The sequence below is a fragment of the Lentzea sp. NPDC005914 genome, from assembly GCF_040629405.1.
In the GTDB taxonomy this organism is placed as follows: domain Bacteria; phylum Actinomycetota; class Actinomycetes; order Mycobacteriales; family Pseudonocardiaceae; genus Lentzea.
Genome location: NZ_JBEXVQ010000006.1, coordinates 34,056 through 54,181 on the forward strand (window position 1 = coordinate 34,056; position 20,126 = coordinate 54,181).

General features: G+C 68.8%; 24 protein-coding genes and 1 pseudogene. 8 read left to right on the forward strand and 17 right to left on the reverse strand.

The features are described 5' to 3' along the window. Nucleotides 1-2: 2 nt before the first annotated feature. A complete protein-coding gene (locus tag ABZ345_RS09990; RefSeq protein ID WP_359844950.1) occupies nucleotides 3-617 on the forward strand; it encodes a class I SAM-dependent methyltransferase in 615 nt (204 codons plus the stop codon). On the opposite strand, the gene ABZ345_RS09995 is transcribed toward ABZ345_RS09990, so the two are convergent. After that, nucleotides 614-1,411 (reverse strand): F0F1 ATP synthase subunit A, encoded by a 798-nt coding sequence (locus ABZ345_RS09995; RefSeq protein WP_359844953.1) that lies wholly within the window; start codon nucleotides 1,409-1,411, stop codon nucleotides 614-616. The genes ABZ345_RS09990 and ABZ345_RS09995 overlap by 4 nt on opposite strands. Nucleotides 1,412-1,654: 243 nt before the next feature. On the opposite strand from ABZ345_RS09995, the pseudogene ABZ345_RS10000 reads away from it, so the two are divergent. Continuing rightward, nucleotides 1,655-1,720: pseudogene (locus tag ABZ345_RS10000) on the forward strand (hypothetical protein); the annotation flags it as partial. Between the two features lie 234 nt (nucleotides 1,721-1,954). Here the strand turns inward: ABZ345_RS10000 and ABZ345_RS10005 are convergent. From ABZ345_RS10005 to thyX, 7 genes are all read right to left on the reverse strand, one after another. After that, nucleotides 1,955-3,634 carry a ribonuclease J gene (locus ABZ345_RS10005; RefSeq protein WP_359844956.1) on the reverse strand — a complete coding sequence of 560 codons (1,680 nt, stop codon included), beginning with the start codon at nucleotides 3,632-3,634 and terminating at the stop codon, nucleotides 1,955-1,957. After that, nucleotides 3,631-4,527, reverse strand: coding sequence for a 4-hydroxy-tetrahydrodipicolinate synthase (gene dapA, locus ABZ345_RS10010; RefSeq protein ID WP_359844958.1), 897 nt, complete (start codon nucleotides 4,525-4,527; stop codon nucleotides 3,631-3,633). The genes ABZ345_RS10005 and dapA overlap by 4 nt, the downstream gene beginning before the upstream one ends. Before the next feature lie 19 nt (nucleotides 4,528-4,546). Further along, nucleotides 4,547-5,158 carry a TIGR03085 family metal-binding protein gene (locus ABZ345_RS10015; protein ID WP_359844961.1) on the reverse strand — a complete coding sequence of 204 codons (612 nt, stop codon included), beginning with the start codon at nucleotides 5,156-5,158 and terminating at the stop codon, nucleotides 4,547-4,549. A 25-nt stretch (nucleotides 5,159-5,183) separates the two neighbouring features. Continuing rightward, nucleotides 5,184-5,594 (reverse strand): hypothetical protein, encoded by a 411-nt coding sequence (locus ABZ345_RS10020; protein ID WP_359844964.1) that lies wholly within the window; start codon nucleotides 5,592-5,594, stop codon nucleotides 5,184-5,186. 10 nt (nucleotides 5,595-5,604) lie between these two features. Then, nucleotides 5,605-7,044 carry a serine/threonine-protein kinase gene (locus ABZ345_RS10025; protein WP_359844967.1) on the reverse strand — a complete coding sequence of 480 codons (1,440 nt, stop codon included), beginning with the start codon at nucleotides 7,042-7,044 and terminating at the stop codon, nucleotides 5,605-5,607. Nucleotides 7,045-7,113: 69 nt separating this feature from the next. Next, nucleotides 7,114-7,515 (reverse strand): ACT domain-containing protein, encoded by a 402-nt coding sequence (locus ABZ345_RS10030; protein ID WP_359844970.1) that lies wholly within the window; start codon nucleotides 7,513-7,515, stop codon nucleotides 7,114-7,116. Between the two features lie 5 nt (nucleotides 7,516-7,520). After that, complete coding sequence (thyX, locus tag ABZ345_RS10035) at nucleotides 7,521-8,225, reverse strand: FAD-dependent thymidylate synthase (RefSeq protein ID WP_359844973.1); 705 nt, start codon at nucleotides 8,223-8,225, stop codon at nucleotides 7,521-7,523. 57 nt (nucleotides 8,226-8,282) lie between these two features. On the opposite strand from thyX, the gene ABZ345_RS10040 reads away from it, so the two are divergent. Together ABZ345_RS10040 and ABZ345_RS10045 are read left to right on the forward strand one after the other, a co-directional pair. Continuing rightward, nucleotides 8,283-8,786 carry a toxin-antitoxin system HicB family antitoxin gene (locus ABZ345_RS10040; protein ID WP_359844975.1) on the forward strand — a complete coding sequence of 168 codons (504 nt, stop codon included), beginning with the start codon at nucleotides 8,283-8,285 and terminating at the stop codon, nucleotides 8,784-8,786. Nucleotides 8,787-8,791: 5 nt separating this feature from the next. Then, nucleotides 8,792-9,691: a DUF4097 family beta strand repeat-containing protein gene (locus ABZ345_RS10045; RefSeq protein ID WP_359844978.1), complete on the forward strand. Its 900-nt coding sequence runs from the start codon at nucleotides 8,792-8,794 to the stop codon at nucleotides 9,689-9,691. Nucleotides 9,692-9,723: 32 nt separating this feature from the next. Here the strand turns inward: ABZ345_RS10045 and ABZ345_RS10050 are convergent, their stop codons facing one another. From ABZ345_RS10050 to ABZ345_RS10060, 3 genes are read right to left on the reverse strand one after another with little or no spacing between them, the layout of a single operon-like run. After that, nucleotides 9,724-10,218, reverse strand: coding sequence for a hypothetical protein (locus tag ABZ345_RS10050; protein WP_359844981.1), 495 nt, complete (start codon nucleotides 10,216-10,218; stop codon nucleotides 9,724-9,726). Between the two features lie 18 nt (nucleotides 10,219-10,236). Then, nucleotides 10,237-10,845 (reverse strand): TetR family transcriptional regulator, encoded by a 609-nt coding sequence (locus ABZ345_RS10055; RefSeq protein WP_359844984.1) that lies wholly within the window; start codon nucleotides 10,843-10,845, stop codon nucleotides 10,237-10,239. Between the two features lie 5 nt (nucleotides 10,846-10,850). Continuing rightward, a complete protein-coding gene (locus ABZ345_RS10060) occupies nucleotides 10,851-11,834 on the reverse strand; it encodes an aldo/keto reductase (protein ID WP_359844987.1) in 984 nt (327 codons plus the stop codon). 127 nt (nucleotides 11,835-11,961) lie between these two features. On the opposite strand from ABZ345_RS10060, the gene ABZ345_RS10065 reads away from it, so the two are divergent. Together ABZ345_RS10065 and ABZ345_RS10070 are read left to right on the forward strand one after the other, a co-directional pair. Next, nucleotides 11,962-12,504 (forward strand): helix-turn-helix domain-containing protein, encoded by a 543-nt coding sequence (locus ABZ345_RS10065; RefSeq protein ID WP_359844990.1) that lies wholly within the window; start codon nucleotides 11,962-11,964, stop codon nucleotides 12,502-12,504. Next, the gene (locus ABZ345_RS10070; protein WP_359844993.1) at nucleotides 12,501-13,367 is read left to right on the forward strand and encodes an SRPBCC family protein; all 867 of its coding nucleotides are present in this window, start codon (nucleotides 12,501-12,503) and stop codon (nucleotides 13,365-13,367) included. Before ABZ345_RS10065 ends, ABZ345_RS10070 begins: the two co-directional genes overlap by 4 nt. Nucleotides 13,368-13,408: 41 nt before the next feature. On the opposite strand, the gene ABZ345_RS10075 is transcribed toward ABZ345_RS10070, so the two are convergent. Both ABZ345_RS10075 and ABZ345_RS10080 read right to left on the reverse strand, forming a co-directional pair. After that, entirely contained in the window at nucleotides 13,409-13,924 is a 516-nt protein-coding gene (locus ABZ345_RS10075) for a hypothetical protein (RefSeq protein ID WP_359844996.1), read from the reverse strand. Nucleotides 13,925-13,945: 21 nt separating this feature from the next. Further along, nucleotides 13,946-14,488 (reverse strand): GNAT family N-acetyltransferase, encoded by a 543-nt coding sequence (locus ABZ345_RS10080; RefSeq protein WP_359844999.1) that lies wholly within the window; start codon nucleotides 14,486-14,488, stop codon nucleotides 13,946-13,948. Nucleotides 14,489-14,558: 70 nt separating this feature from the next. Between ABZ345_RS10080 and ABZ345_RS10085 the strand changes: the two genes are divergently transcribed. Continuing rightward, complete coding sequence (locus tag ABZ345_RS10085) at nucleotides 14,559-15,755, forward strand: crosslink repair DNA glycosylase YcaQ family protein (RefSeq protein WP_359845738.1); 1,197 nt, start codon at nucleotides 14,559-14,561, stop codon at nucleotides 15,753-15,755. A gap of 490 nt (nucleotides 15,756-16,245) precedes the next feature. Here the strand turns inward: ABZ345_RS10085 and ABZ345_RS10090 are convergent, their stop codons facing one another. Continuing rightward, entirely contained in the window at nucleotides 16,246-16,818 is a 573-nt protein-coding gene (locus ABZ345_RS10090; protein WP_359845002.1) for a TetR/AcrR family transcriptional regulator, read from the reverse strand. 85 nt (nucleotides 16,819-16,903) lie between these two features. Between ABZ345_RS10090 and ABZ345_RS10095 the strand changes: the two genes are divergently transcribed. Further along, a complete protein-coding gene (locus ABZ345_RS10095) occupies nucleotides 16,904-17,662 on the forward strand; it encodes an SDR family oxidoreductase (protein WP_359845005.1) in 759 nt (252 codons plus the stop codon). On the opposite strand, the gene ABZ345_RS10100 is transcribed toward ABZ345_RS10095, so the two are convergent. Genes ABZ345_RS10100 through ABZ345_RS10110 form a run of 3 tightly spaced genes read right to left on the reverse strand, consistent with a single transcriptional unit; the run spans nucleotide 17,659 to nucleotide 20,119 of the window. Further along, a complete protein-coding gene (locus ABZ345_RS10100; RefSeq protein ID WP_359845008.1) occupies nucleotides 17,659-18,096 on the reverse strand; it encodes a tetratricopeptide repeat protein in 438 nt (145 codons plus the stop codon). The two genes, ABZ345_RS10095 and ABZ345_RS10100, sit on opposite strands and share 4 nt — an antisense overlap. After that, nucleotides 18,093-18,830, reverse strand: a complete 738-nt coding sequence (dapB, locus tag ABZ345_RS10105; RefSeq protein ID WP_359845011.1) for a 4-hydroxy-tetrahydrodipicolinate reductase — start codon at nucleotides 18,828-18,830, stop codon at nucleotides 18,093-18,095. The genes ABZ345_RS10100 and dapB overlap by 4 nt, the downstream gene beginning before the upstream one ends. Then, nucleotides 18,827-20,119 carry a pitrilysin family protein gene (locus ABZ345_RS10110; RefSeq protein WP_359845740.1) on the reverse strand — a complete coding sequence of 431 codons (1,293 nt, stop codon included), beginning with the start codon at nucleotides 20,117-20,119 and terminating at the stop codon, nucleotides 18,827-18,829. The genes dapB and ABZ345_RS10110 overlap by 4 nt, the downstream gene beginning before the upstream one ends. Between the last annotated feature and the right edge of the window lie 7 nt (nucleotides 20,120-20,126).

Genomic DNA, 20,126 nt, shown 5'->3' on the forward strand with positions numbered 1-20,126 from the left:
ACATGAACGCGGCCGATGTCTTCGACACGCTGGGGCTGGAGTACCAACGCGCTTGGTCGCACCAGCCCGCACTGCACGGCACCCTCGCCTGGTTCGCCGCGACGCAGCCCTCGGGCTCGCGCGTGCTCGACATCGGTTGCGGCACGGGCGTTCCCGTGGCCCGCACGCTGGCCAAGGCCGGCATGAAGGTCACCGGCCTCGACGTCTCCCCGGTGATGGTCGACATCGCCACCGCCCAGGTACCCGACGCGACGTTCCACAAGATCGACATCCGCGACTTCGAGTCGCCCGACGGTTCGTGGGACGTCATCTGCGCCGTCTTCTCACTTCTGCAGATGCCGCAGGCCGAGATCATCCAGACCCTCGGCCGCGTCTCCGCGTGGCTGCGCCCCGGCGGTCACTTCTTCCTGGCCACCGTGGCGGTCGACGCCGAGCAGGTCTCGCTGCCGTGGATGGGCCAGGAGATCGAGGTGTCGTCGTTCTCGGAGGAGAACTTCGAGTCCCACCTCGGCGACGTCGGCCTGCGGGTCGTGCGCCGGAGCCGTCCGGTCTTCACACCGTCCTACCCCGGCGCCATGCCCGAGGAGTCGCTGCACCTGGTGTGCCAGCGTCCCTAGTGCTGTTCAGCGAGCGCGCGGCCGATGAAGTGCGCTGACAGCAGCGCGAAGATGTAGGCCTGCAGCACCTGCACCAGCGCCTCGAGGAAGATCAGCCCGATCGCGAGCCCGAAGCCCAGCAGCGACGCCGGCTTCAACCAGATCGGGCCGTGCAGCAACAGGAACTCGCCGCCGAGCGTGAACACCAGCACCAGCAGGTGGCCCGCGAACATCGCCGCGAACACCCGGATCATGAGGTTCAGCGGGTCGAAGAAGAACTTCAGGATGACCTCGGTGGGGATCAGCAGTCCCCACAGGACCGGCTTCGGAACGTCCGGGATGATGAACTGGTTGCGCAGGTAGCCCCTGAGCCCGAACTTCCTGATGCCCACGAAGTGGTAGAGCGGGTAGATGATCAGCACCACGGCGAACGGGAAGCCGGTGTGCGTGAACGTCGGGAACTGCACGAACGGGATCAGCCCGTAGAGGTTGTTCACCAGCGCGAAGCAGAAGATGCTGAGGATCAACGGCACGTACGGCGCGAACTCCTTGGCGCCGATCTGCTCCCGCGCGATCGTGTTGCGGCCGAAGTCGTAGACCGACTCGGCGGCGAACTGCCAGCGCGACGGCACCAGCTTGAGGTTCCTGGTGGTGACCAGGAAGAACGTCAGGATGATCACGATCGACAGGACCAGCAGCACGTGCGCCTTGGTCACCGCGAGGTCGATCGGCAGTCCGAACGGATCGTGCCAGGTGAAGATGGGCGGCAGAAAGACGTCGTCTTTGCCCGGTGGTACGAAAACATCGTCGGCCATGAGGCGAACCCCCTCGTCCATGGTCTGGGACTAGACCTTATCGAACGAGGGGGACACAGATCACAGCCGGGTCACAGAACGTGGGCGAGGCCGAGGGGGCGGCGCCGGACGAAGCGGACCTTGACGCGGCGCTGCTGAACCTCGAAGAGCAGGTCTTGATCGACGAGTGGCAGCTCGTCCTGTCCGGGCGGACCGTGCGGGAGTTCTACCGGCCGGCTGCTCGACACGTTCGTCGCGGCCCAGTTGCGGGCAGAACCCCAGCTCTGCGAACGAGGAGCGACGCTGCACCACCTGCGCAACGCCAACGGGTCACGCGAAGTGGACCTGCTGATCGAGTTCGACGACGGCCGCGTGATCGCCTGCGAGGTCAACGTGACCGGGCGCCGCGCAAGGAACTCGCCAAGCACCTCACCTGGTTGCGCGACGAGCTCGGCGACAGGTTCGTCGCCGGCATCGTCTTCCACACAGGTCCGCGCGTCTTCCCGCTCGACGAGAAGGTGTCAGCCGTGCCGATCTGCGCGATCCGGCACGGCTGACCAGAACTCAGACGGGAATGACCGTGGGCACGATCATCGGCCGGCGGCGGTAGGTCTCCGCGACCCAGCGCCCCACCACACGGCGCACGGCCTGAGCGACCCGGTGCGTGTCCGTGATGCCCTCGGCCTCGGTGCGCGCCAGCTCCATCTCCACCAGCGGCACGACCTGGTCCAGCGCCTTGGGGTCGTCCGAGAACCCGCGCCCGGAGATCGTCGGCGAGGACACGGCCCGCCCGGTCGCGGTGTCGATGGCGACGGAGATCGAGATGAACCCGCCCTCCCCCAGCACCAGCCGGTCGGACAGGGTGGACTCACCGACGTCGCCGACCGACAGGCCGTCGACGTAGACGTGGCCCACCACAACGCGTCCGGACACCGCCGCCTTACCGTCCACCATGTCCACGACGACGCCGTCCTCGGCGATCACGACGTGGTCCTCGGCGACACCGGTGGCGACCGCGAGAGCCGCGTTGGCCCGGAGGTGCCTCCACTCGCCATGCACCGGCATGACGTTGGACGGCCGGACTGCGTTGTACAGGAACAAGAGCTCGCCGGCCGGTGAGTGCCCGGAGACGTGGACCTTGGCGTTGCCCTGGTGCACGACGGTGGCGCCGAGCTTGACCAGGCCGTTGACGACGTTGAAGACCGCGTTCTCGTTGCCGGGGATCAGCGACGACGCCAGGATCACCGTGTCGCCCTCGCGGACCGAGATCTGGCGGTGCTCGCCGCGGGCCATGCGCGACAACGCTGACAGCGGCTCGCCCTGCGACCCCGTCGACACGAAGAGGACCTCGTCCTCCTCCATCCGCATCGCGACGTCGAGGTCGACGAACAACCCGTCCGGCACGTTCAGGAAGCCCAGTTCGGCCGCGATGCCCATGTTGCGGACCATCGAGCGGCCCACGAACGCGACCTTGCGCTTGTACTGCACGGCGACGTCGAGCACCTGCTGCACGCGGTGCACGTGCGAGGCGAAGCACGCGACGATGACCCGCTGACGGGCCTTGCGGATCACGTTCTCCAGCACCGGGCCGATCTCGCGCTCCGGCACCACGAAACCGGGCACCTCGGCGTTGGTCGAGTCGACCAGGAACAGGTCCACGCCCTCGTCACCGAGACGGGAGAAGCCCGCCAGGTCGGTGAGCCGGCCGTCCAGAGGCAGCTGGTCCAGCTTGATGTCACCGGTGTGCAGCACCAGGCCGGCCGCGGTGCGGATGGCGACCGCGAGAGCGTCCGGGATGGAGTGGTTGACGGCGAAGAACTCCAGCTCGAACGGCCCGTAGGTCGCGCGCTGGCCCTCCTTCACCTCCACCAGGCGCGGGTTCTGCCGGTGCTCGCGGCATTTGGCGGCGAGCAGCGCCAGCGTGAAGCGGGAACCCACGACAGGCACGTCGGGGCGCAGCTTCAGCAGGAACGGCACGGCGCCGATGTGGTCCTCGTGGCCGTGCGTCAGGACGATGGCGTCGATGTCGTCGAGCCGGTCCTCGATGGCGCGGAAGTCCGGCAGGATCAGGTCGACGCCCGGTTGGTCGTCTTCGGGGAAAAGAACGCCGCAGTCGACCACGAGCAGCCGGCCGGCGTGCTCGAAGACGGTCATGTTGCGGCCGACCTCGCCAATTCCGCCGAGAGCGACGACGCGGAGGCCGCCTTCCGGCAGTGGGGGCGGCAGTTCGGTCGAGTGGGTCACGCGTTGACTCCCAGTTCGGCCGCGATGGCCTCGATGTCTTCGGCCGCGGCCGGCACGAGCGGCAGACGGGGGTCACCCACGTCGAGCCCGCGCAGGCGCAGTGCGGCCTTCGTGTACGTCACGCCGGGAACCCGGCGGAATGGTCGCAGCAGCGGCAGCAGCGACTCGTGGATTTCTTTTGCCCGGACCACGTCTCCGGCTTCATACGCATCAATGAGATCCCGCAGGCGGTCTGCGGCGAGGTGACCGATGACGCTCACGAACCCGACGGCGCCGACGGACAGCCACGGCAGGTTCAGCGGGTCGTCGCCCGAGTAGTAGGCGAGATCGGTCGAGGCGATCACCCGGCTGCCCGCGTGCAGGTCGCCCTTGGCGTCCTTCACGGCCAGGATCCGCGGGTGTTCCGCCAGGCGCAGGATCGTGTCGACCTCGATCGGCACGACCGCGCGCGGCGGGATGTCGTAGAGCATCACCGGCAGCTCGGAAGCGTCCGCGACCGCGGTGAAGTGCGCCAGCAGACCCTCCTGCGGCGGCCGCGAGTAGTACGGGGTCACGACCAGAACGCCGTGCGCGCCCGCCTTCGAGGCCTGCTGCACCAGGTGGATGCTGTGCGCGGTGTCATAGGTGCCCGCGCCCGCCACCACGTGCGCACGGTCCCCCACGGCCTCCACGACGGCCGTGATCAGCGCGGCCTTCTCGCGGTCGGTCGTGGTCGGGCTCTCCCCGGTCGTGCCGTTGACGACCAGGCCGTCGTTGCCCAGGTCCACCAGGTGTTTCGCCAGTTCCTGCGCCTTGGCGAGGTCGACCTCGCCGCGGGAGTCGAACGGCGTGACCATGGCGGTGAGAACGCGGCCGAACGGGCGGTCCGGCCCTGCGTACGGGCTTGCAGGCATGCGCAGAAACTACCCGAGATCAGACACTTCGGTTCAACGACCGCACCCGTTCGACCGCGTCGGCGTCCCCGCTGTATTCCACGCGGACCTGGTCACGCCCGAACGCGAGCATCACCAGCTCGGCCACCTCACCCGTGATCACCACGCCGTTCGCCCCCGGCTTGGCCACGTAGTGCGCGCCGTCGGGCCGCACGAGCGTCACGCCGACGGGCGACGACCGGTAGGTGAACTTCGCGGTGAACGGCAGGAACTTCCACAGCACGTGCTCGCGCTTGCCGTCGTAGGGCCGCGGTTCCCAGCCGGCCTGGGCCCGCCGCACGTCCTCGTGGTGCACGAAGTACTCGGTGGTGTTGATGTACGAGTCGAGCGGCTGGATCCAGAACGGCGGCGTGCGCACCAGGTCCAGGAGCTCGCCCCACGCCTTGTGCGCGTAGTCGTCCTGCACCTTCTCCGACCACTTCGCGAACGGCTTGAGCAGGATGCCCGGCGCGGTGTCCGGGCGCCGCTCGCGGATCGCGAGGTGCGCGGCCAGGTCCCTGTTCGTCCAGGTGCCGCACAACGTGGGCGCGTCCGGGCCGAGCTCGGTCATCAGGTCGACAAGGGCCTTGCGCTCATCACGGGCAACACTCACCCCGCCATTCCACCACAGACGCGGCTCAGGCCTCGTTCGGCTTGTAGCAGTCCTTGAAGCCGTCCGGCTTGGCCGAGCTGTCGGCCAGCAGCTTGACCACCTGGTCGCGGGTCAGGTTCTCCGGATACCCGGGCCAGTCCGGTTCCTGTCCCTTGACGTGCAGCTCGTCCAGCCAGTAGCCGGACTGGCCGGAGATCTTGGCCATCTCCAGGTCGCAGCCCTTCACCCGCACCATCACCTCGATGGTGCTCTGCGAGGACTTGACCGTGCGCTTGCCGACCTTCTTGGACTTCTTCTCCGTCTCCGTGCTGGGCGCGCCGGGGTTGCTGAAACCGGCGGCCTTGAGCTCGGAGACGAACTTGCTCTCGTTGCTGGTGCACGCGGACAGGGCGGCCGCACAGCCGAGAACCAGCAGGGCGGAAACGATCCTCTTCACGCGGGGGAGACTAGTTGTCCTTCTTCGCGCTGATGGTCGTATTCAGCTGACTGCCGTCCTTTTTGCTCGCAACGCAGTAGATGCGGCGCTGCGCGTTGTCGTTCTTGTCCTTCTTCCACGCCGTCTCGGTGGGGACCAGCGTGCTGAGCTTGAGCTTGGCGCCGTCCTTGATCCACTGCGATTTCAGCGTGAGCTCGCAGCGGGAGACGCCGAACGTCTTCAGCACGTCGGCACCGGGGTAGGTGGCGTCGGGCAGGTTCGACTGCACCGGCAGCGTCTCGGTCACGTCGAACACCTCGAAGTCGTGCGGCTTGTCGCACTCCTCGCGGGTGTCCGAGTCGAGCTGCTTGGTGGGCGCGACCTGGCCGTTGCCGCACACGTTCTCGGAGAGGCCGAAGACCGGGATCTCGCCCTCCTCGCCGTAGGTCAGCGCGACGCTGCTGCCTCCACCAGGCGACGTGAACCAGCTGTGCGCGTAGATGCCGCCGGTGAACGCCAACGCGGCAACGAGAACCGCGCCGGCGATCGTGAGGATGCGGTTGCGCTTCTTCTTCGCCGGGTCGACGGCGGGCGTCTGCTGGTACTGCTGGGTCGCGGCCGGCGGAATTCCGGTGGGCGGCGTCGGCTGGTTGCCGATGCTGCCGAGCATGGCGCGGGCCTGCGGGCCGGACAGCCGCGCGTTCGGGTCGGCGATCAGCAGACCGGTGATCACGGCGCTGAGCACGCCCGTCGCACGGGTCAGCCGCGGCGTCTCGCTCATGATCGCGTGCAGCGTCGAGGCCGTGGAGGAGCGCTCGAACGGGCTCCAGCCCTCGACGGCGTAGCAGAGGGTCGCGCCGAGAGCCCACAGGTCGGACGCGGGGCCTGCCTCGTGGCCGTGGATGCGTTCCGGCGCCATGTAGGCGGGCGAGCCGATCAGGCTGCCGCTGGTCGTGAGGCGCGGGTCGTCGACGGCCTGGGCGATGCCGAAGTCGGTGAGCTTGAGCTTGCCGTCCGGGCGGACCATCAGGTTGCCGGGCTTGACGTCGCGGTGCACGATCCCGGCCTGGTGCGCGGTCTCCAGCGCGGACAACGCCTGCAGCGCGATCGACACGACCTGGTTCGGCGGCATCGGGCCGTGGGTGCTGATCAACGTCGACAGCGTCGCCGCCTCGACCAGCTCCATGATGATGTACGTCAGGCCGTTCTCGTTGATCGCGTCGTAGACCGTCACGACGGCGGGATCGTTGAGCTTGCCCGCGGTGCGCGCCTCACGCAGAGCGCGCTCTTCGAGCACACGGCGTTCCTCGTGCGCGATGCCGTCGGGCAGGTGCAGTTCCTTGATCGCGACGAAGCGTCCGATGTGGCGGTCCTGGGCACGCCACACGATGCCCATGCCACCACGGCCCAGCTCGGCCACCAGGGCATACCTGCCGGCGATGACGCGTGGTTCGACAGCCTGTCCGTGCAACGTGCGCTCCTAGACCCGGGAACCGAGGCGTTGACGGTACTTCAGACCGTCCAACCGGGGGATCGGTTCCTAGACTTCCGGCGCTACAACCAGTTCGTGACCTGCGGCACGCAACGCCAGCACCGCGCGACCGAGGTCCGTGTGCTTCACGAGCAGGTGGTCCGTGTCGTAAGTGGACAGCGCGAACAACGACACCCCGGCCGCGGCCAGCTCCCCGGCCAGCGCGGCCATGATGCCGGTCAGGGTGAACTCCAGCGGCCCGCGCACGGTGAGCAGCCGCCAGCCCTTCTCGGCGTTGTCCGCCGCCAGGTCGAACGACGAGGGCGCGATGATCGACATCTCGGCCGGGGTCCTGGTCACCGACACCAGCACGCCGGTGAGGTCGAGCAGCCCTGAGGGGACCGGAGCGTCTGCTGCCAGGCGCGTGACGGTGTACTCGCCAGGGCGGACGTCCACGATGAGCCGCTTCATGGGCGTCAGCCTTCAACCACCAGTGGGCTGGAGGCAACTTCTGTGCCGTCCGGGAGTGTCGAGACGACGAAGTCCGCGAACGCGTTGGGCGCCGCCTTCGTCAGCTCGCGCAGGCACGCGACCGCCAGCTGACGCAGTTCGACGTTGATGTGCTCGGTCGCGCGCATCGCGATGAAGTGCCGCCACGACCGGTAGTTGCCCGTCACGACGATCTCGGTGCCGGTCGCGTTGGGGAGCACCGACCGTGCGACCTCCCGCGCACGCCGCCCGTTGACGGTCTTCTCGAGGCTCTGCACCAGCTCCTCGTACGCCTTGAGGCTCGCCTCGGTCGCCGCGACGAACCGCGCGTGCAACTCGGGGTCCTGAGCGATCAACGACGGCTCGACGACGTCGGTCGGGTCGGTGCGCTGGGACAGCTGCGAGTACGAGAAGTGCCGGTGCCGGATCAGCTCGTGGGTGAGCGACCGGGGCAGCTCGGTCAGGTACAGCGTCGCGCTGCCGTGCTCGAACGCGGCGAGGTGGCCGACGTCGAGCAGGTGGTGCAGGAACGTCGCGTTGGTGTTCGTCATGGGGTTCGAGCGGTCCCACGACTGGTAGCAGGCCCGGCCGGCGAACTCGACGAGCGCCGCGCCACCGTCCGCGTCGGTCGACCACGGCACGTCGTCCGGTGCGATGAACTCGGTCTTGGCCACCAAACGCACTCTCGGCATGACCCGGGACATTAACTGACGGTTGCGCGACACCAGATGTGACGCCATAGTGGTGTCATGGATCTGTCGCCGTACATCGCGTCACTGCGCGAGGACCTGGCGACGGCCGCATCTGCGGGGGACGAGAACACCCGTCGAACGGCCGCCGCGTTGTCCGCAGCGCTCGAGCCAGCCGCGCGACTGGCAATCATGAACGCGCTCTCCGACCTGGCCGCGGAGGTCACCGCCTCCCTGGAAGGCCAGGTCGTGGAGGTTCGGCTGGCCGGCCGGGACGTCCAGGTGGTCGTCACCGGGGCGGCCCAGCCGGAGCCGGAGCCCGGCCCGCACCAGGAGGTGCCGCTCGGTGACGCCACCGGTGACATCAGCCGCATCACCCTGCGCATGATCAACGAACTCAAGTCGAAGGCCGAGGCTGCCGCAGCCGCTCAGGGCGTGTCGCTGAACTCGTTCATCCAGCAGGCCGTGCAGGGGTCGGTCCACGGCAAGCACAAGCATCAGCACAAGGGGTGGAGCGGGAACGCCGGCTCTGGGTCGCGCGTCCGCGGATGGGTGCAGGGGTGACCGGGATGACTGAGCAAACCGAACCGACAGGCGTCGTGCGGCAGCAGAGTTTCGAGTTCGCGGGCATCGCCGAGATCGACATCTCGCTGCTCAGCGGCCGCGTGCAGGTCCACCTGTCCGACGAGCCGGGCGTGCACGTGGAGGTGCGGCACGACCCGACCGCGGGCAACTCGTGGACCGAAGGCCTCTCCAGCGTGCTGAGCTGGGTGAGCGGCCAGTTCGGACCGGACAAGGGCGCCGGGCCCGGCGGTCCCGAGGACGCCGTCCGCGAGGCCCGCGTCGAGCTGCTGGGCAACCGTTTGCGCATCGAGTCGTCAAAGGCGCTGCCGTTGCGCGCGGTGCCGCTCTCCGTGGTCGTGACGGCACCGGTGGGGTCACACGTGACGTCACGGACCGGCGCGGCTGACGTCTTCGTGACCGGCGGCGCGGGCAGGCTCGACCTGAACACCGGCACGGGCAGCGTGTCGGCGGACAGGGCCACCGGCGAGGCCAAGATCAACTCAGGCGCGGGCACGGTCCGGCTGGGCACGATGCTGGCGGGCCTCAAGGCCAAGACCGGCAGCGGTGACGTCGAGGTGTCGTCGGTGGGCGGCAGCTCCACGTTGATCACCGGCACCGGCGACGTGTGGCTGGGCGCCGTGCAGAGCGACGTCATGGTGCGCACCGGCAGCGGCGACCTGACCGTGGCCGACGCGGCCGCCGGCGAGGTCCACCTGGCCACCGGCTCGGGCAACATCCGCGTCGGCATCCGCCAGGGCACCCTCGCGCGCATCGACCTGGTGTCCACGTCCGGCAACGCCCGCAGCGACTTCGACGTCTCGTCCGCTCCGCTGGGAGACGCGGCGCTGACGGTCACGGGCCGCACGGGCAGCGGCAACGCACTGGTGACCGCCGCAACGAGCTGACCGGGGGGTCGGGAGGGAAACGACGTCCCCGGTCAGGGCTCCTGGAACGGTTTGGAGCCGCCGGGGACGTCGTCCGGGAAGATCGGGCAGGTGATCTCGCCGGTCAGGAACTTCCTGATGAAGCTCGAGAAGTTGCCGTCGTACGACCAGCTCTGCCGCAGGTCCGTGATCACCACGGTCCACTCGTCCGGTTCGCCGCGGGTGTACCAGAGGCAGTGGTCGCCGTTCAGCGTCGTGCCCCAGGGCAGCAGGCCGGGGACTTCCGGGTGCACGCGCAGTCCAGGTTGGCGGCGAAGGGCCCGCAGGAGCTTGGGCGCCTGCGCCATCCAGTTCATGAACCCGGCACGGGCCGTCGGGTGCAGGATCCGGACGTAACCGCCCACCACCAGCGGCGGATAAGCCTCCGCGAGGTGCACGAAGTCGCTGGGAAGCGCTGTGCCCGCCCGTGCTCTGACCGCGTCCCAGTCGACCGGGTCCGGACGCCTTTCGGGCGCTCCCAGCAGATCGATCCACTCGTCAGGCGGCACAGCTCACCTCCGTGACCCTCAAGCATCGCCTGCGGCACTCGGAGTTCGGTTGTACCGCAGTCCAGCGATGACCAGTGAGACGACGGCGTCGAAAGCTGCCTGAATGTGAGGATCCCCCCACTCCTGGGCGTGCGCCGGGTGGTGGAACATGTCGGTCGCGTCCCACACCGCCTTCGCCGTTCTCTCCACGTCGTCGGTCACGAACTCCTGGGTTTCCACTCCCGCCGAAATGATGCGCGCGACCTGACCCACCAGGTGCCCGATGTGGTAGTCGGGGATGACGCAGCTCTCGCTCACCAGCACCCGGAACGTCGCGAACAGCTCGGGTTCGTCGACGTGCGAGCGCCTCTTCTTGTCGAACAGGCGCTGCAGCCAGGCCCTCAGGTTGTCGGACGCGCTCGCGTTCTCGTCGAGCACCGACTCCATCTCGACGTGGATGGCGTCGAGCCAGCGCCGCGTCACGGCCTCGCGCAACGCGGCCTTCGTCGGGAAGTGGCGGTAGACGCTGCCGTGGCTGACCCCGAGCGCCTTGGCGACGTCGACCACCGTCGCCTTGGCAGGGCCGTACCGTCGCAGCACCTCTTCGGTCGCCGCGAGGATCGCCTCGCCGGTCAACGCCTCCGCCACCGCACTCACCTCTCGCTGTCCAGCATGGCCATCTGCTCCGCGGCGTACCGCGTGCCCGCGGCGGCCCCGGCGGGAGCAACGGCCTCGATCTCCTGCAGCTCCCGGTCGGTGAACGTCACGTCGACGGCCCCGATCGCCTCGTTCAGCCTCGCACGCTTGGTCGTGCCGACGAGAGGCACCACGTCCTCCCCGCGTGCCGCGACCCACGCGATGGCGAGCTGCGCGACGGTGACGCCCTTGTTCGTCGCGATCTCGTTGAGCTTCTCGACCAGGGCGAGGTTCTGGGCGAGGTTCTCGCCCTGGAACCGCGGCGTGTGCCCGCGCCAGTCGGTGGCGCTGATGGCCGGCGGCGTGGCGGAGATCAGTCCGCGCGACAGCACGCCGTACGCGGTGATGCTGATGCCGAGCTCGCGCGTGGTCGCCAGGATCTCCCGCTCGACGCCGCGTTCCAGCAGGCCGTACTCGATCTGCAGGTCGACGATCGGGTGGACCGCGTGCGCCCTGCGGATGGTCTCCGCGCCGACCTCGGACAGGCCGATGTGGCGGACCGTGCCCTTCTCGATCTGCTCGGCGATGGCGCCGATGGTGTCCTCGATCGGCACGCTCGGGTCGAGCCGCGCGGGCCGGTAGACGTCGACGTGGTCGGTGCCGAGCCGCTCCAGCGAGTACGCCAGGAAGTTGGCCACCGCGACCGGTCGCGCGTCGAACCCGAGGAACGCGCCGGTGTGGTCGCGCATGCCACCGAACTTGACGCTGAGCTGCACCTCGTCGCGGCGGCCCTTGATGGCCTCGTTGATGAGCAGTTCGTTGTGCCCCATGCCGTAGAAGTCACCGGTGTCGAGCAACGTGATGCCCGCGTCCATGGCGGCGTGGATGGTCGCGATGCTCTCGTCGCGGTCGGCCGGGCCGTAGGCGTTGGACATGCCCATGCAGCCCAGACCGATGGCGGACACGACCGGGCCGGTGGCTCCGAGCTGACGCTTCTGCATTTCGAACCCCTTCGTCTCTTCGGTGCCTCCAGCTTGCCCGATGGACTGACAGATTTCAATATCTGTCAGTCCATAGTTGTCTGCTCGATTGACAAAATAGTTTTGAACGTTCAAAGTTGTTTTTGCGATGAGAGACGTGATCTATCTGGACCGGATGGAGCAGGCCGAGACCCTGCTCAAGCCGCAGCGCGTGGAGGTGCTGCGGCAACTCGCCGCGCCGCGCTCGTGCACCGAGGTCGCCGAGGTGCTCGACCAAACGCCGCAACGCGTGCACTACCACGTGAAACAGCTGGTCAAGGCCGGTCTCGCGACCCAGGTGGCCGAACGGAAGGTGCGCGGCGTCCAGGAAGGCCTCTACCAGGCCGTGGCGCGGTCGTACTGGCTGTCGCCGCGGCTGGTGGGCCGGATCGGGTCGCGTGACGAGCTGGCGCTGGGACACCTGGTCGACCTCGCCGAACAGATCCAGGTCGACGTGGCGGCACTGGACCGCACGAGCGAACTGCCGTCGGTCGGCGTGTCCGGCGAGATCCGGGTGCGACCCGAGGACCGCCAGCAGTTCCTGGCCGAACTCCAGAACACCCTGCAGGACCTCTTCACCCGATACGGCGGCGCCGAAGGGGACGCGTTCCGCCTCGCGCTCGCCTGCTACCCCAAGGGAGACAACCGATGAGCACCGGAACCGTCCGCGTCCGCACCTCCGCATCCGCCACCAGGGTCCACGAGGCGCTCACCACCGCCGACGACCTGCGGGTGTGGCTGGCCGAGCACGCGCACGTCGACCTGGAGGGCGGCCAGTACGAGTTCTGGGGGCGCTACACACCGGACGGCGAACGCGGCCGGCAGAAGCTGCTGGGCTTCGACGACAAGTCGGTGCGCTTCTCGTGGTTCCTCTACGACACCGAGTACACGGTCGAGCTCGGCGTGGAACAGCGCGATGGCGAGACGCTCGTCGCGGTGACGCAGTCGCCGTACCCGACCTGGGGCCAAGGCGACGACAAGTCGGAGATCCTCCAGACGTTCTGGCCGCTGGTGCTGGGCAACCTGGTCGAACACGTCGAGGGCCGCCCGGTGCTGGGGTTCTGCGACTTCACCTCGCCCGAGCAGCGGTTCGAGTTCGACATCGCGGCAGCTCCGGCGGCCATCCTCGACGCGCTGACCGACCCCGACGTGTTCGCGCGGTGGTTCGGGGCGCGGATGGAGATCGAACCGCACGTCGGCGGCCGGTGGTCGATGGGGAGCCTCGACGACAACCCGCACCCGGCGAAGATCATCGCGCTCGACGAGGGGCACTTCGCGCTGGACTTCCAGGAAGGGATGGTGGCGTCCTGGGAGCTCAAGGGCTCGGAGGGCAGGACGCACCTGACGTTCGTGCAGAGCGGGTTCGACCCGGCCACCCCGCCTTACGGGCCGTGGATGGGCTGGCTCAGCGGGTTCGCGGACCTCAAGCGGATGCTGGAGTTGCCGAACTGGCGGCCGATGTGGCACTCGTTCGAGCTCCCCGGTCTGCCCGACGGGGTTCTCGTCCTTGAATGATCGGGTGTGAAACGGCGGGTGAGAGCCGGATCATTCGGCTCTCACCCGAACCAGGCCATGACCATCGCCGGTGAGGCCGCGAGGAAGCTGAACCTCGCGAAGCGGCCCACCATCCCGGTCACGATGAACATCAGCGTGGACATGCCAGCGAGCCCGGCGAGCACGCTCGTCGCCATGAACGGCGGGACACCGACCAGCGCGCTCACCGCGTGCGTGCCGGCCATCCAGTTCGGGTGCGCCTTGCACTTCACGTGGATCCAGTCGCCCCAGCGGTGCATGCGCGTGCCGGGCCCGAACCAGCGGGCGAACTTCGACGGCTTGGTGCGCTCTCGTTTGGTGCGGTGCATGAACTTGGGCAGCTTCAGGTCGCCTCGTGCCGCGTAGAAGTACAGCAGCTTGCCGAGCACCTGGGCGACGGCGACCACCAGGCCGACGAGGAAGCACGAGACACCTGGCCAGCGCACGCCAACGCCCACCACCCAGGCTTCGACACTGATGAAGGGGATGAGGGCCGAGCCGAGCGCGACCCCGAAGGTGAGGCCAACCAAGCCGAACACCCGGCCGAGGCTACACAGGTCTCAGTCGTCGAGTCGGACCGCGAGTGGTCCGGAAACCCGGATTTCGCGCAATGGACGCCCGCCCGCGTCCAATGTGCGCACCGTGCCGTCCCCCGACCAGCCGAGCCGTTCGTAGAAGTTGCGCGACGCCTTGTCGGCTTCCGGCACCCACGCGATGCCCCTGGTCGCTCCGGCTTCTTTCAGGCGCCTGGTCGCTTCCGCCACCAGCCGCGTGCCGTGCCCGCGCCGCCCCCACCGCGGCTCGACGAGGACGCTGAGCAGGGCCGTCGTATCCGCGTCGTCCGGCAGAGAACCGTCCGCCTTGGCCACTTCGTCGTCCGGAGCCTTGCTCGCCACGACGAACCCGACCGTCCAGTCGCCTTCCATTGCCTTGAGCACCGCTCCCTGTTGGACGGCGAGCGCCCACGCCTCGTCCGTGTCGAGCGTGTCCAGCACTTCCTGCGGGAGCAGTTGGGAGTAGGCGAGCCGCCACGTCTCCCGGTGGATGCGGATGATCTCCGCGAGGTCAGCAGCGGTGGCGATGTCCACGCCGGCGTCGGCCATAACCGCAGCTTATCCACGGGGTGTCCGAGAATTGTCAGGGGTGCGTGGCAACATCGGTCCCGTGCAGACGATGAGTGCGGACGTGGCCCGTCGAATCGCCCTGGCGGCGCAGGGCTTCACCGACCTGCGACCCTCGATGGCCACCCGCAGGCACCTGCAACGGGTGCTGTCGCGCGTGCAACTGCTGCAGATCGACTCGGTGAACGTGGCCGTGCGCGCCCACTACATGCCGCTGTTCTCCCGCCTGGGCGCCTACGAGCCCACTCTGCTGGACGACGCCGCGTGGACGCACTCGTCGCGCAAGCCCCGCATGCTCGTAGAGACGTGGGCCCACGAGGCCTCGCTGGTGCCGGTAGCGGACTGGCCGCTGTTCCACTCAGGCGCGAAGAAGCGCGGCTGGTGGCAGAACTACCAGACCATCCTCGAACGCTCCCCGCAGCTGGTGGACGAGGTCCTGGCCGCGATCAAGGAACTGGGCCCGATCGGCGCCGGCGCCCTGGAGAAGGCCCTGGTCGGCGACTCCGGCCGTGCCAAGGGCCCGTGGTGGGACTGGTCAGAGGTCAAGCGCGTGTGCGAGGTCCTGTTCGGAGTCGGCGTGCTGACGACGGGCACGCGCCGTTCGTTCGAACGCCTCTACGACCTGAGCGAGCGCGTAATCCCCGCCGACGTGCTCGCCCAGAAGTGGACGCCGGAGTCCGGTGCCCGCGAGCTGATCACCCGGTCCGCCGTGGCGCTGGGCGTGGCGACCGAGCCGGACCTGCGCGACTACTACCGCCTCGACCCGCGGCGCTCGCAGGCCGCCGTGGCATCGCTGGTGGAGGACGGCGTGCTGGAACCGGTGTTAGTCGAGGGCTGGCGCGGCGCCGCCTACCGGCACGTCGAGGCCAAGGCCCCGCGCCGGGTGACCGGGCGGGCGTTGCTCTGCCCGTTCGACCCGCTGATCTGGGAGCGGGCGCGGACCGAGCGCATCTTCGGCTTCCGGTACCGCATCGAGATCTACGTGCCGGAGCCGCGGCGGGTGCACGGGTACTACGTGTTCCCGTTCCTGCTCGACGGCGAACTGGTCGGCCGCGTGGACATCAAGGCCGACCGGGCGGCCGGGGTGCTGCGCGTGCAGTCCGCGTGGGCGGAGGAGGGCGTCGACCGCGGCCGGGTCGCTGCGGAGCTGGCCGGGGAGCTTCGGCACATGGCGGAGTGGCTGGGCCTGGAGGACGTGCTGGTGGTGCAGAAGGGTGATCTGGCGGCCGAGCTGATCGCCGCTGTCTGATCCGCTGCCCGCCCGCGCTTCATGCTAAGCCTGGACCGCTCCTCTCCAGGCACTTCCTGCTTGGCCTGGTCCGCTCCTCTCCAGGCACTTCCTGCTTGGCCTGATCCGCTCCCCTCGCGCGCATCCTCCTCGTGCCTGATCCGCTTCCCCGCGCTTGGGTGCCCGATCCGCGTCCCGGCGCGCTTCCTGGTGCCTGAGCCGCGTGGCCGTGCGCTTCCTCCCATGCCTGGTTCGCTCCCTCGCGCGCTTCCTGCTGGTGCCTGATCGGCGTCCGCGCGCTTCCTGCTGGTGTCTGAGCCGCGTCCCCGCGCGCTTCCTCGTGCCTGATCCGCGTCCCAGTGCCTGACCCACGCCCCGGCCCGGTCGCTCATGTCTGATCCGCTTCCCCGCGTGCATCCTCCGATGTCCTGGTTCGCTCCCCCGCGCGCTTCCTCATATGCGAGGGACCGGTAACAACGTTTCAGGACATCGTTCACCCGACCGGGCGACCCTAGGGGCGAAGCAACTTGTCGGCCAGGTCCTGCGCGACCCTGGCCAGCTGCTCCGCAGGCAGGCCACTGCGTCCAATGTAGACCAACCCCTGCTGCGCGGTCTGCAACATCCGCGCGAACGCCGTCGACTCAACCCCTACAGGCAGATCGCCCTCCCGCTGGGCCCGTTTCACCGCGGCCGCGACCAGCTCCACGATGTCCTCGTACGCCTGCCGCGCCCGCGCCGCTACCTCCGGATCGGTGGCGGCGAGCTCGGTGGTGCTGTTGGCCAGGTAGCAGCCCTGGCGCAGTGACGACGCTCCAGCCAGGACGAAATCCCGCAGCCCGTCCACGGCGCGCTCGGACCCCTCGAGGTTCTGCCGCAGCCCGGCGCACGAGTCGGTCACGTAGTCGTCGAGCGTCCGCATGAACAGCTTGTGCTTGTCCCCGAAAGCCCCGTAGAGGCTGCCCTTGCCGAGCCCGGACGCCCGCGTGAGGTCGTCGAGCGACGTGGCCGCGTAGCCCGCGGCCCAGAACTGGTCGCGAACGTCCCGCAGGACGTCTTGCTCCTCGAACTTCCGCGGTCGTGCCACATCCCGACGATACCGGTTGTTGACCGATCGGTCCATAACTGAGTAGGTTTTGGACCGATAGGTACAGAACCTGGAGGACAGTCAGATGGGTGCACTCGATTCGAAGACCGCGCTGGTCACCGGTGGCACGTCGGGAATCGGTCTCGCGATCGCCACGCGGTTCGTCGCGGAAGGAGCCGACGTCTTCATCACCGGCAGGCGTCAGCCGGAACTGGACGCCGCGGTGGCCCGGCTCGGACCGAAAGCCGTCGGGGTGCGCAGTGACGTGTCCGACCTGGACGACCTCGACCGGCTCTTCGCCCGCATCGCCCAGCACGGCAAGGGACTCGACGTGGTTGTCGCGAACGCCGGCGGCACCGCGGCCATGGAGAGCATCGAGACGCTGACCCCGGAGGCGTTCGAGTCGGACTTCCGGATCAACGTGCGCGGCACGGCGTTCACCGTGCAGAAGTCCTTGCCGCTGCTCAACTCCGAGGCGTCGATCATCACGCTCGGCTCGACGTCTGCGTCCCGGGCGACAAAAGCGTTCGGCACCTACTCCGCGACCAAGGCGGCCATCCGCCAGTACAGCAGGGTGTGGGCGCTGGAACTGGCGCCGCGCGGCATCCGCGTCAACACGCTGGTGCCCGGCCCCACCGAGACCCCCGGCATCAAGGGGCTGGCGGACACCCCCGAGGAGGTCGAGGCGGTGCTGAAGCAGGAGGCGAGCCGGGTGGCGTTCGACCGCATGGGACAGCCCGAGGAGATCGCCGCGGCGGCGCTGTTCCTGGCGACGAGCCAGTCGAGCTTCGTGACCGGCAGCGAGTTGTTCGCCGACGGAGGTGAAGCCCAAATCCTGATCTAGGAGTGCAGCTCGATGGCCTTGCGCATCGTCTCGCGGGCACGACCGCGGTCGCCCGCGATGTCGTAGGCGTAGGCGAGGCGGAACCAGACGCGCCAGTCCTCTGGCGACGCCTCGACCTCGGCCCGGCGCTCTTCGAACCACTCGTCGGCCGCGTCCCGGTCGACCCGGCCGGACGGCCGGCGCGGCAGGTGCGAGGCGTCCGGGAGCAGCCCGTCGGCGTCGAGCTCGCGGGCCATCTTCTCGGTCTCCCAACCGAAACGCAGGTTGGAGTACACGAGCCACACGCCCAGCAGCGGCAGGATCAGCACGCCGACGCCGAGCAGGATCCCGACCAGCTCACCGGTCTGCAGCAAAGCGACCGCACGACCGGTGAGCAGGACGAAGTAAACGGCGAGGGCCGCGATCAGCACCCCGACGGTGATCCTGACCTTCACAGGTCGAGGTACTTGTCGAGGCCTACAGCGAGTCCGGGACGACCGACGATCTCCCGCACTCCCAGCACGACACCGGGCATGAAAGAGGTGCGGTGCAACGAGTCCTGACGAATCGTCAGCGTCTCGCTCTCGCCACCGAACACGACCTCCTGGTGCGCGATCATGCCGGAGATCCGCAGCGAGTGGACGCGCACGCCGTCGACGACGGCACCGCGCGCGCCCGGCTCCTCCTGCGTGGTCGCGTCGGGCATCGGGTCCATGCCCTCCCGCGCCGCCGCGATCAGCCGTGCGGTGTGGGCGGCGGTGCCCGAAGGCGCGTCGGCCTTGCGCGGGTGGTGCAGCTCGATGATCTCGGCCGACTCGTAGTAGCGGGCGGCGATCTCCGAGAAGCGCATCAGCAGCACGGCACCGATGCCGAAGTTCGGCGCCACGAGCACACCGACGGACGGCTGCGAGGCCAGCAGCTGTTCCACCGCGGCGAGCTTGGCGTTGTCGAACCCGGAAGTGCCTACCACGCAATGGATTCCGTTCGCGATGCAGAACGAAAGGTTGTCCATCACCACGTCGGGGTGCGTGAAGTCGACGACGACCTGAGCACCGGCGTCGACCAGGGCCGACAACGGGTCGTCGGCGTCGATCGCGGCCACGACCTCCATGTCCTTCGCGGCCTCGACCGCGCGGACCACCTCGGAACCCATGCGGCCCCGCGCGCCGAGAACTCCGACGCGAATCATGCAATCACCTCGTGTACCTGGTCCGGCAGATCGTCGGCATGATCGTAGGGGCCGACCACGGCCGCGGCGACGGGCCTGCGCAGCAGCTCACGTGCGAGCATCGCCACTTCCTCGGCGGAAACGGCGTCGATGCGCGCCAACGTGTCTTCAACGCTCAGGTGGTCGCCGTAGTTCAGTTCGGACTTGCCGATGCGCGACATCCGGGAGCTGGTGTCCTCGAGACCCAGAACCAGAGCGCCGCGCAGCTGTCCCTTGCCCCGCGCCACTTCCGCGTCCGAAAGCCCGCCGCGCGCGACGTCCACGAGCACCTCGCGGATCACACCCGCGGTCTCCCCCAGACGGTCCGGCTGGCAGCCCGCGTAGACGGCGAACGTGCCGGTGTCCGCGTACAGGCCGACGGACGAGTACACCTGGTACGCCAGGCCGCGCCGCTCACGAACCTCCTGGAACAGCCGGGAGCTCATGCCGCCGCCGATGGCCGCGTTCAGCACGTTCAACGCGAACCGGCGCTCGTCGTGGCGGTCCAGGCCGCGCATGCCGAGCATCATGTGCGCCTGCTCGGTGTCGTCGGTGTGCAGCACCAGCTTGCGGGCGTCGGCGATGCGCGCGCGACCCGCACGAGGCACCACCGCGCTGCCCTCCCGCGACAGCCGGTCACCGATCGCCTTGCGCACCAGCCGCATCACGTAGGCGTGCTCGATGTTGCCCGCGACGGAGAACACCATGCGCGGCAACGTGTAGCGCTTCTTGTAGAACGAGTAGAGGTTGTCCCTCTCCATGTCCTGAATGGACTTCTCGGTGCCCAGCACCGGACGCCCCAGCGCGTGCCCGCCGAAGATCGCCTCGATGAACGCGTCGTGCAGCAGGTCCTCGGGGTCGTCGTCGCGCATCGCGATCTCCTCGAGCACGACACCGCGTTCGGTCTCGAAGTCACGCGGACCGCAGATCGCCTCGAACACCACGTCGGACACCAGATCCACCGCGAGCGGCAGGTCCTCGTCCAGCACGTGCGCGTAGTAGCAGGTGTGTTCCTTGGCGGTGAACGCGTTCAGCTCGCCACCGACCGCGTCGATCTCCTCGGCGATGGCCGCGGCTGACCGGCGCGACGTTCCCTTGAACAGCAGGTGTTCCAGGTAGTGCGCGGCACCCGCCACCTCGGGCCGTTCGTCACGGGACCCGACCTGCACCCACAGACCGACCGACGCGGACCGCACGCTCGGGATGCGTTCGGTGATGACCCGCAGGCCCGAGGGCAGCATGCTGCGCCGCACCTCGATTCCCGCGGACATCTCGAGC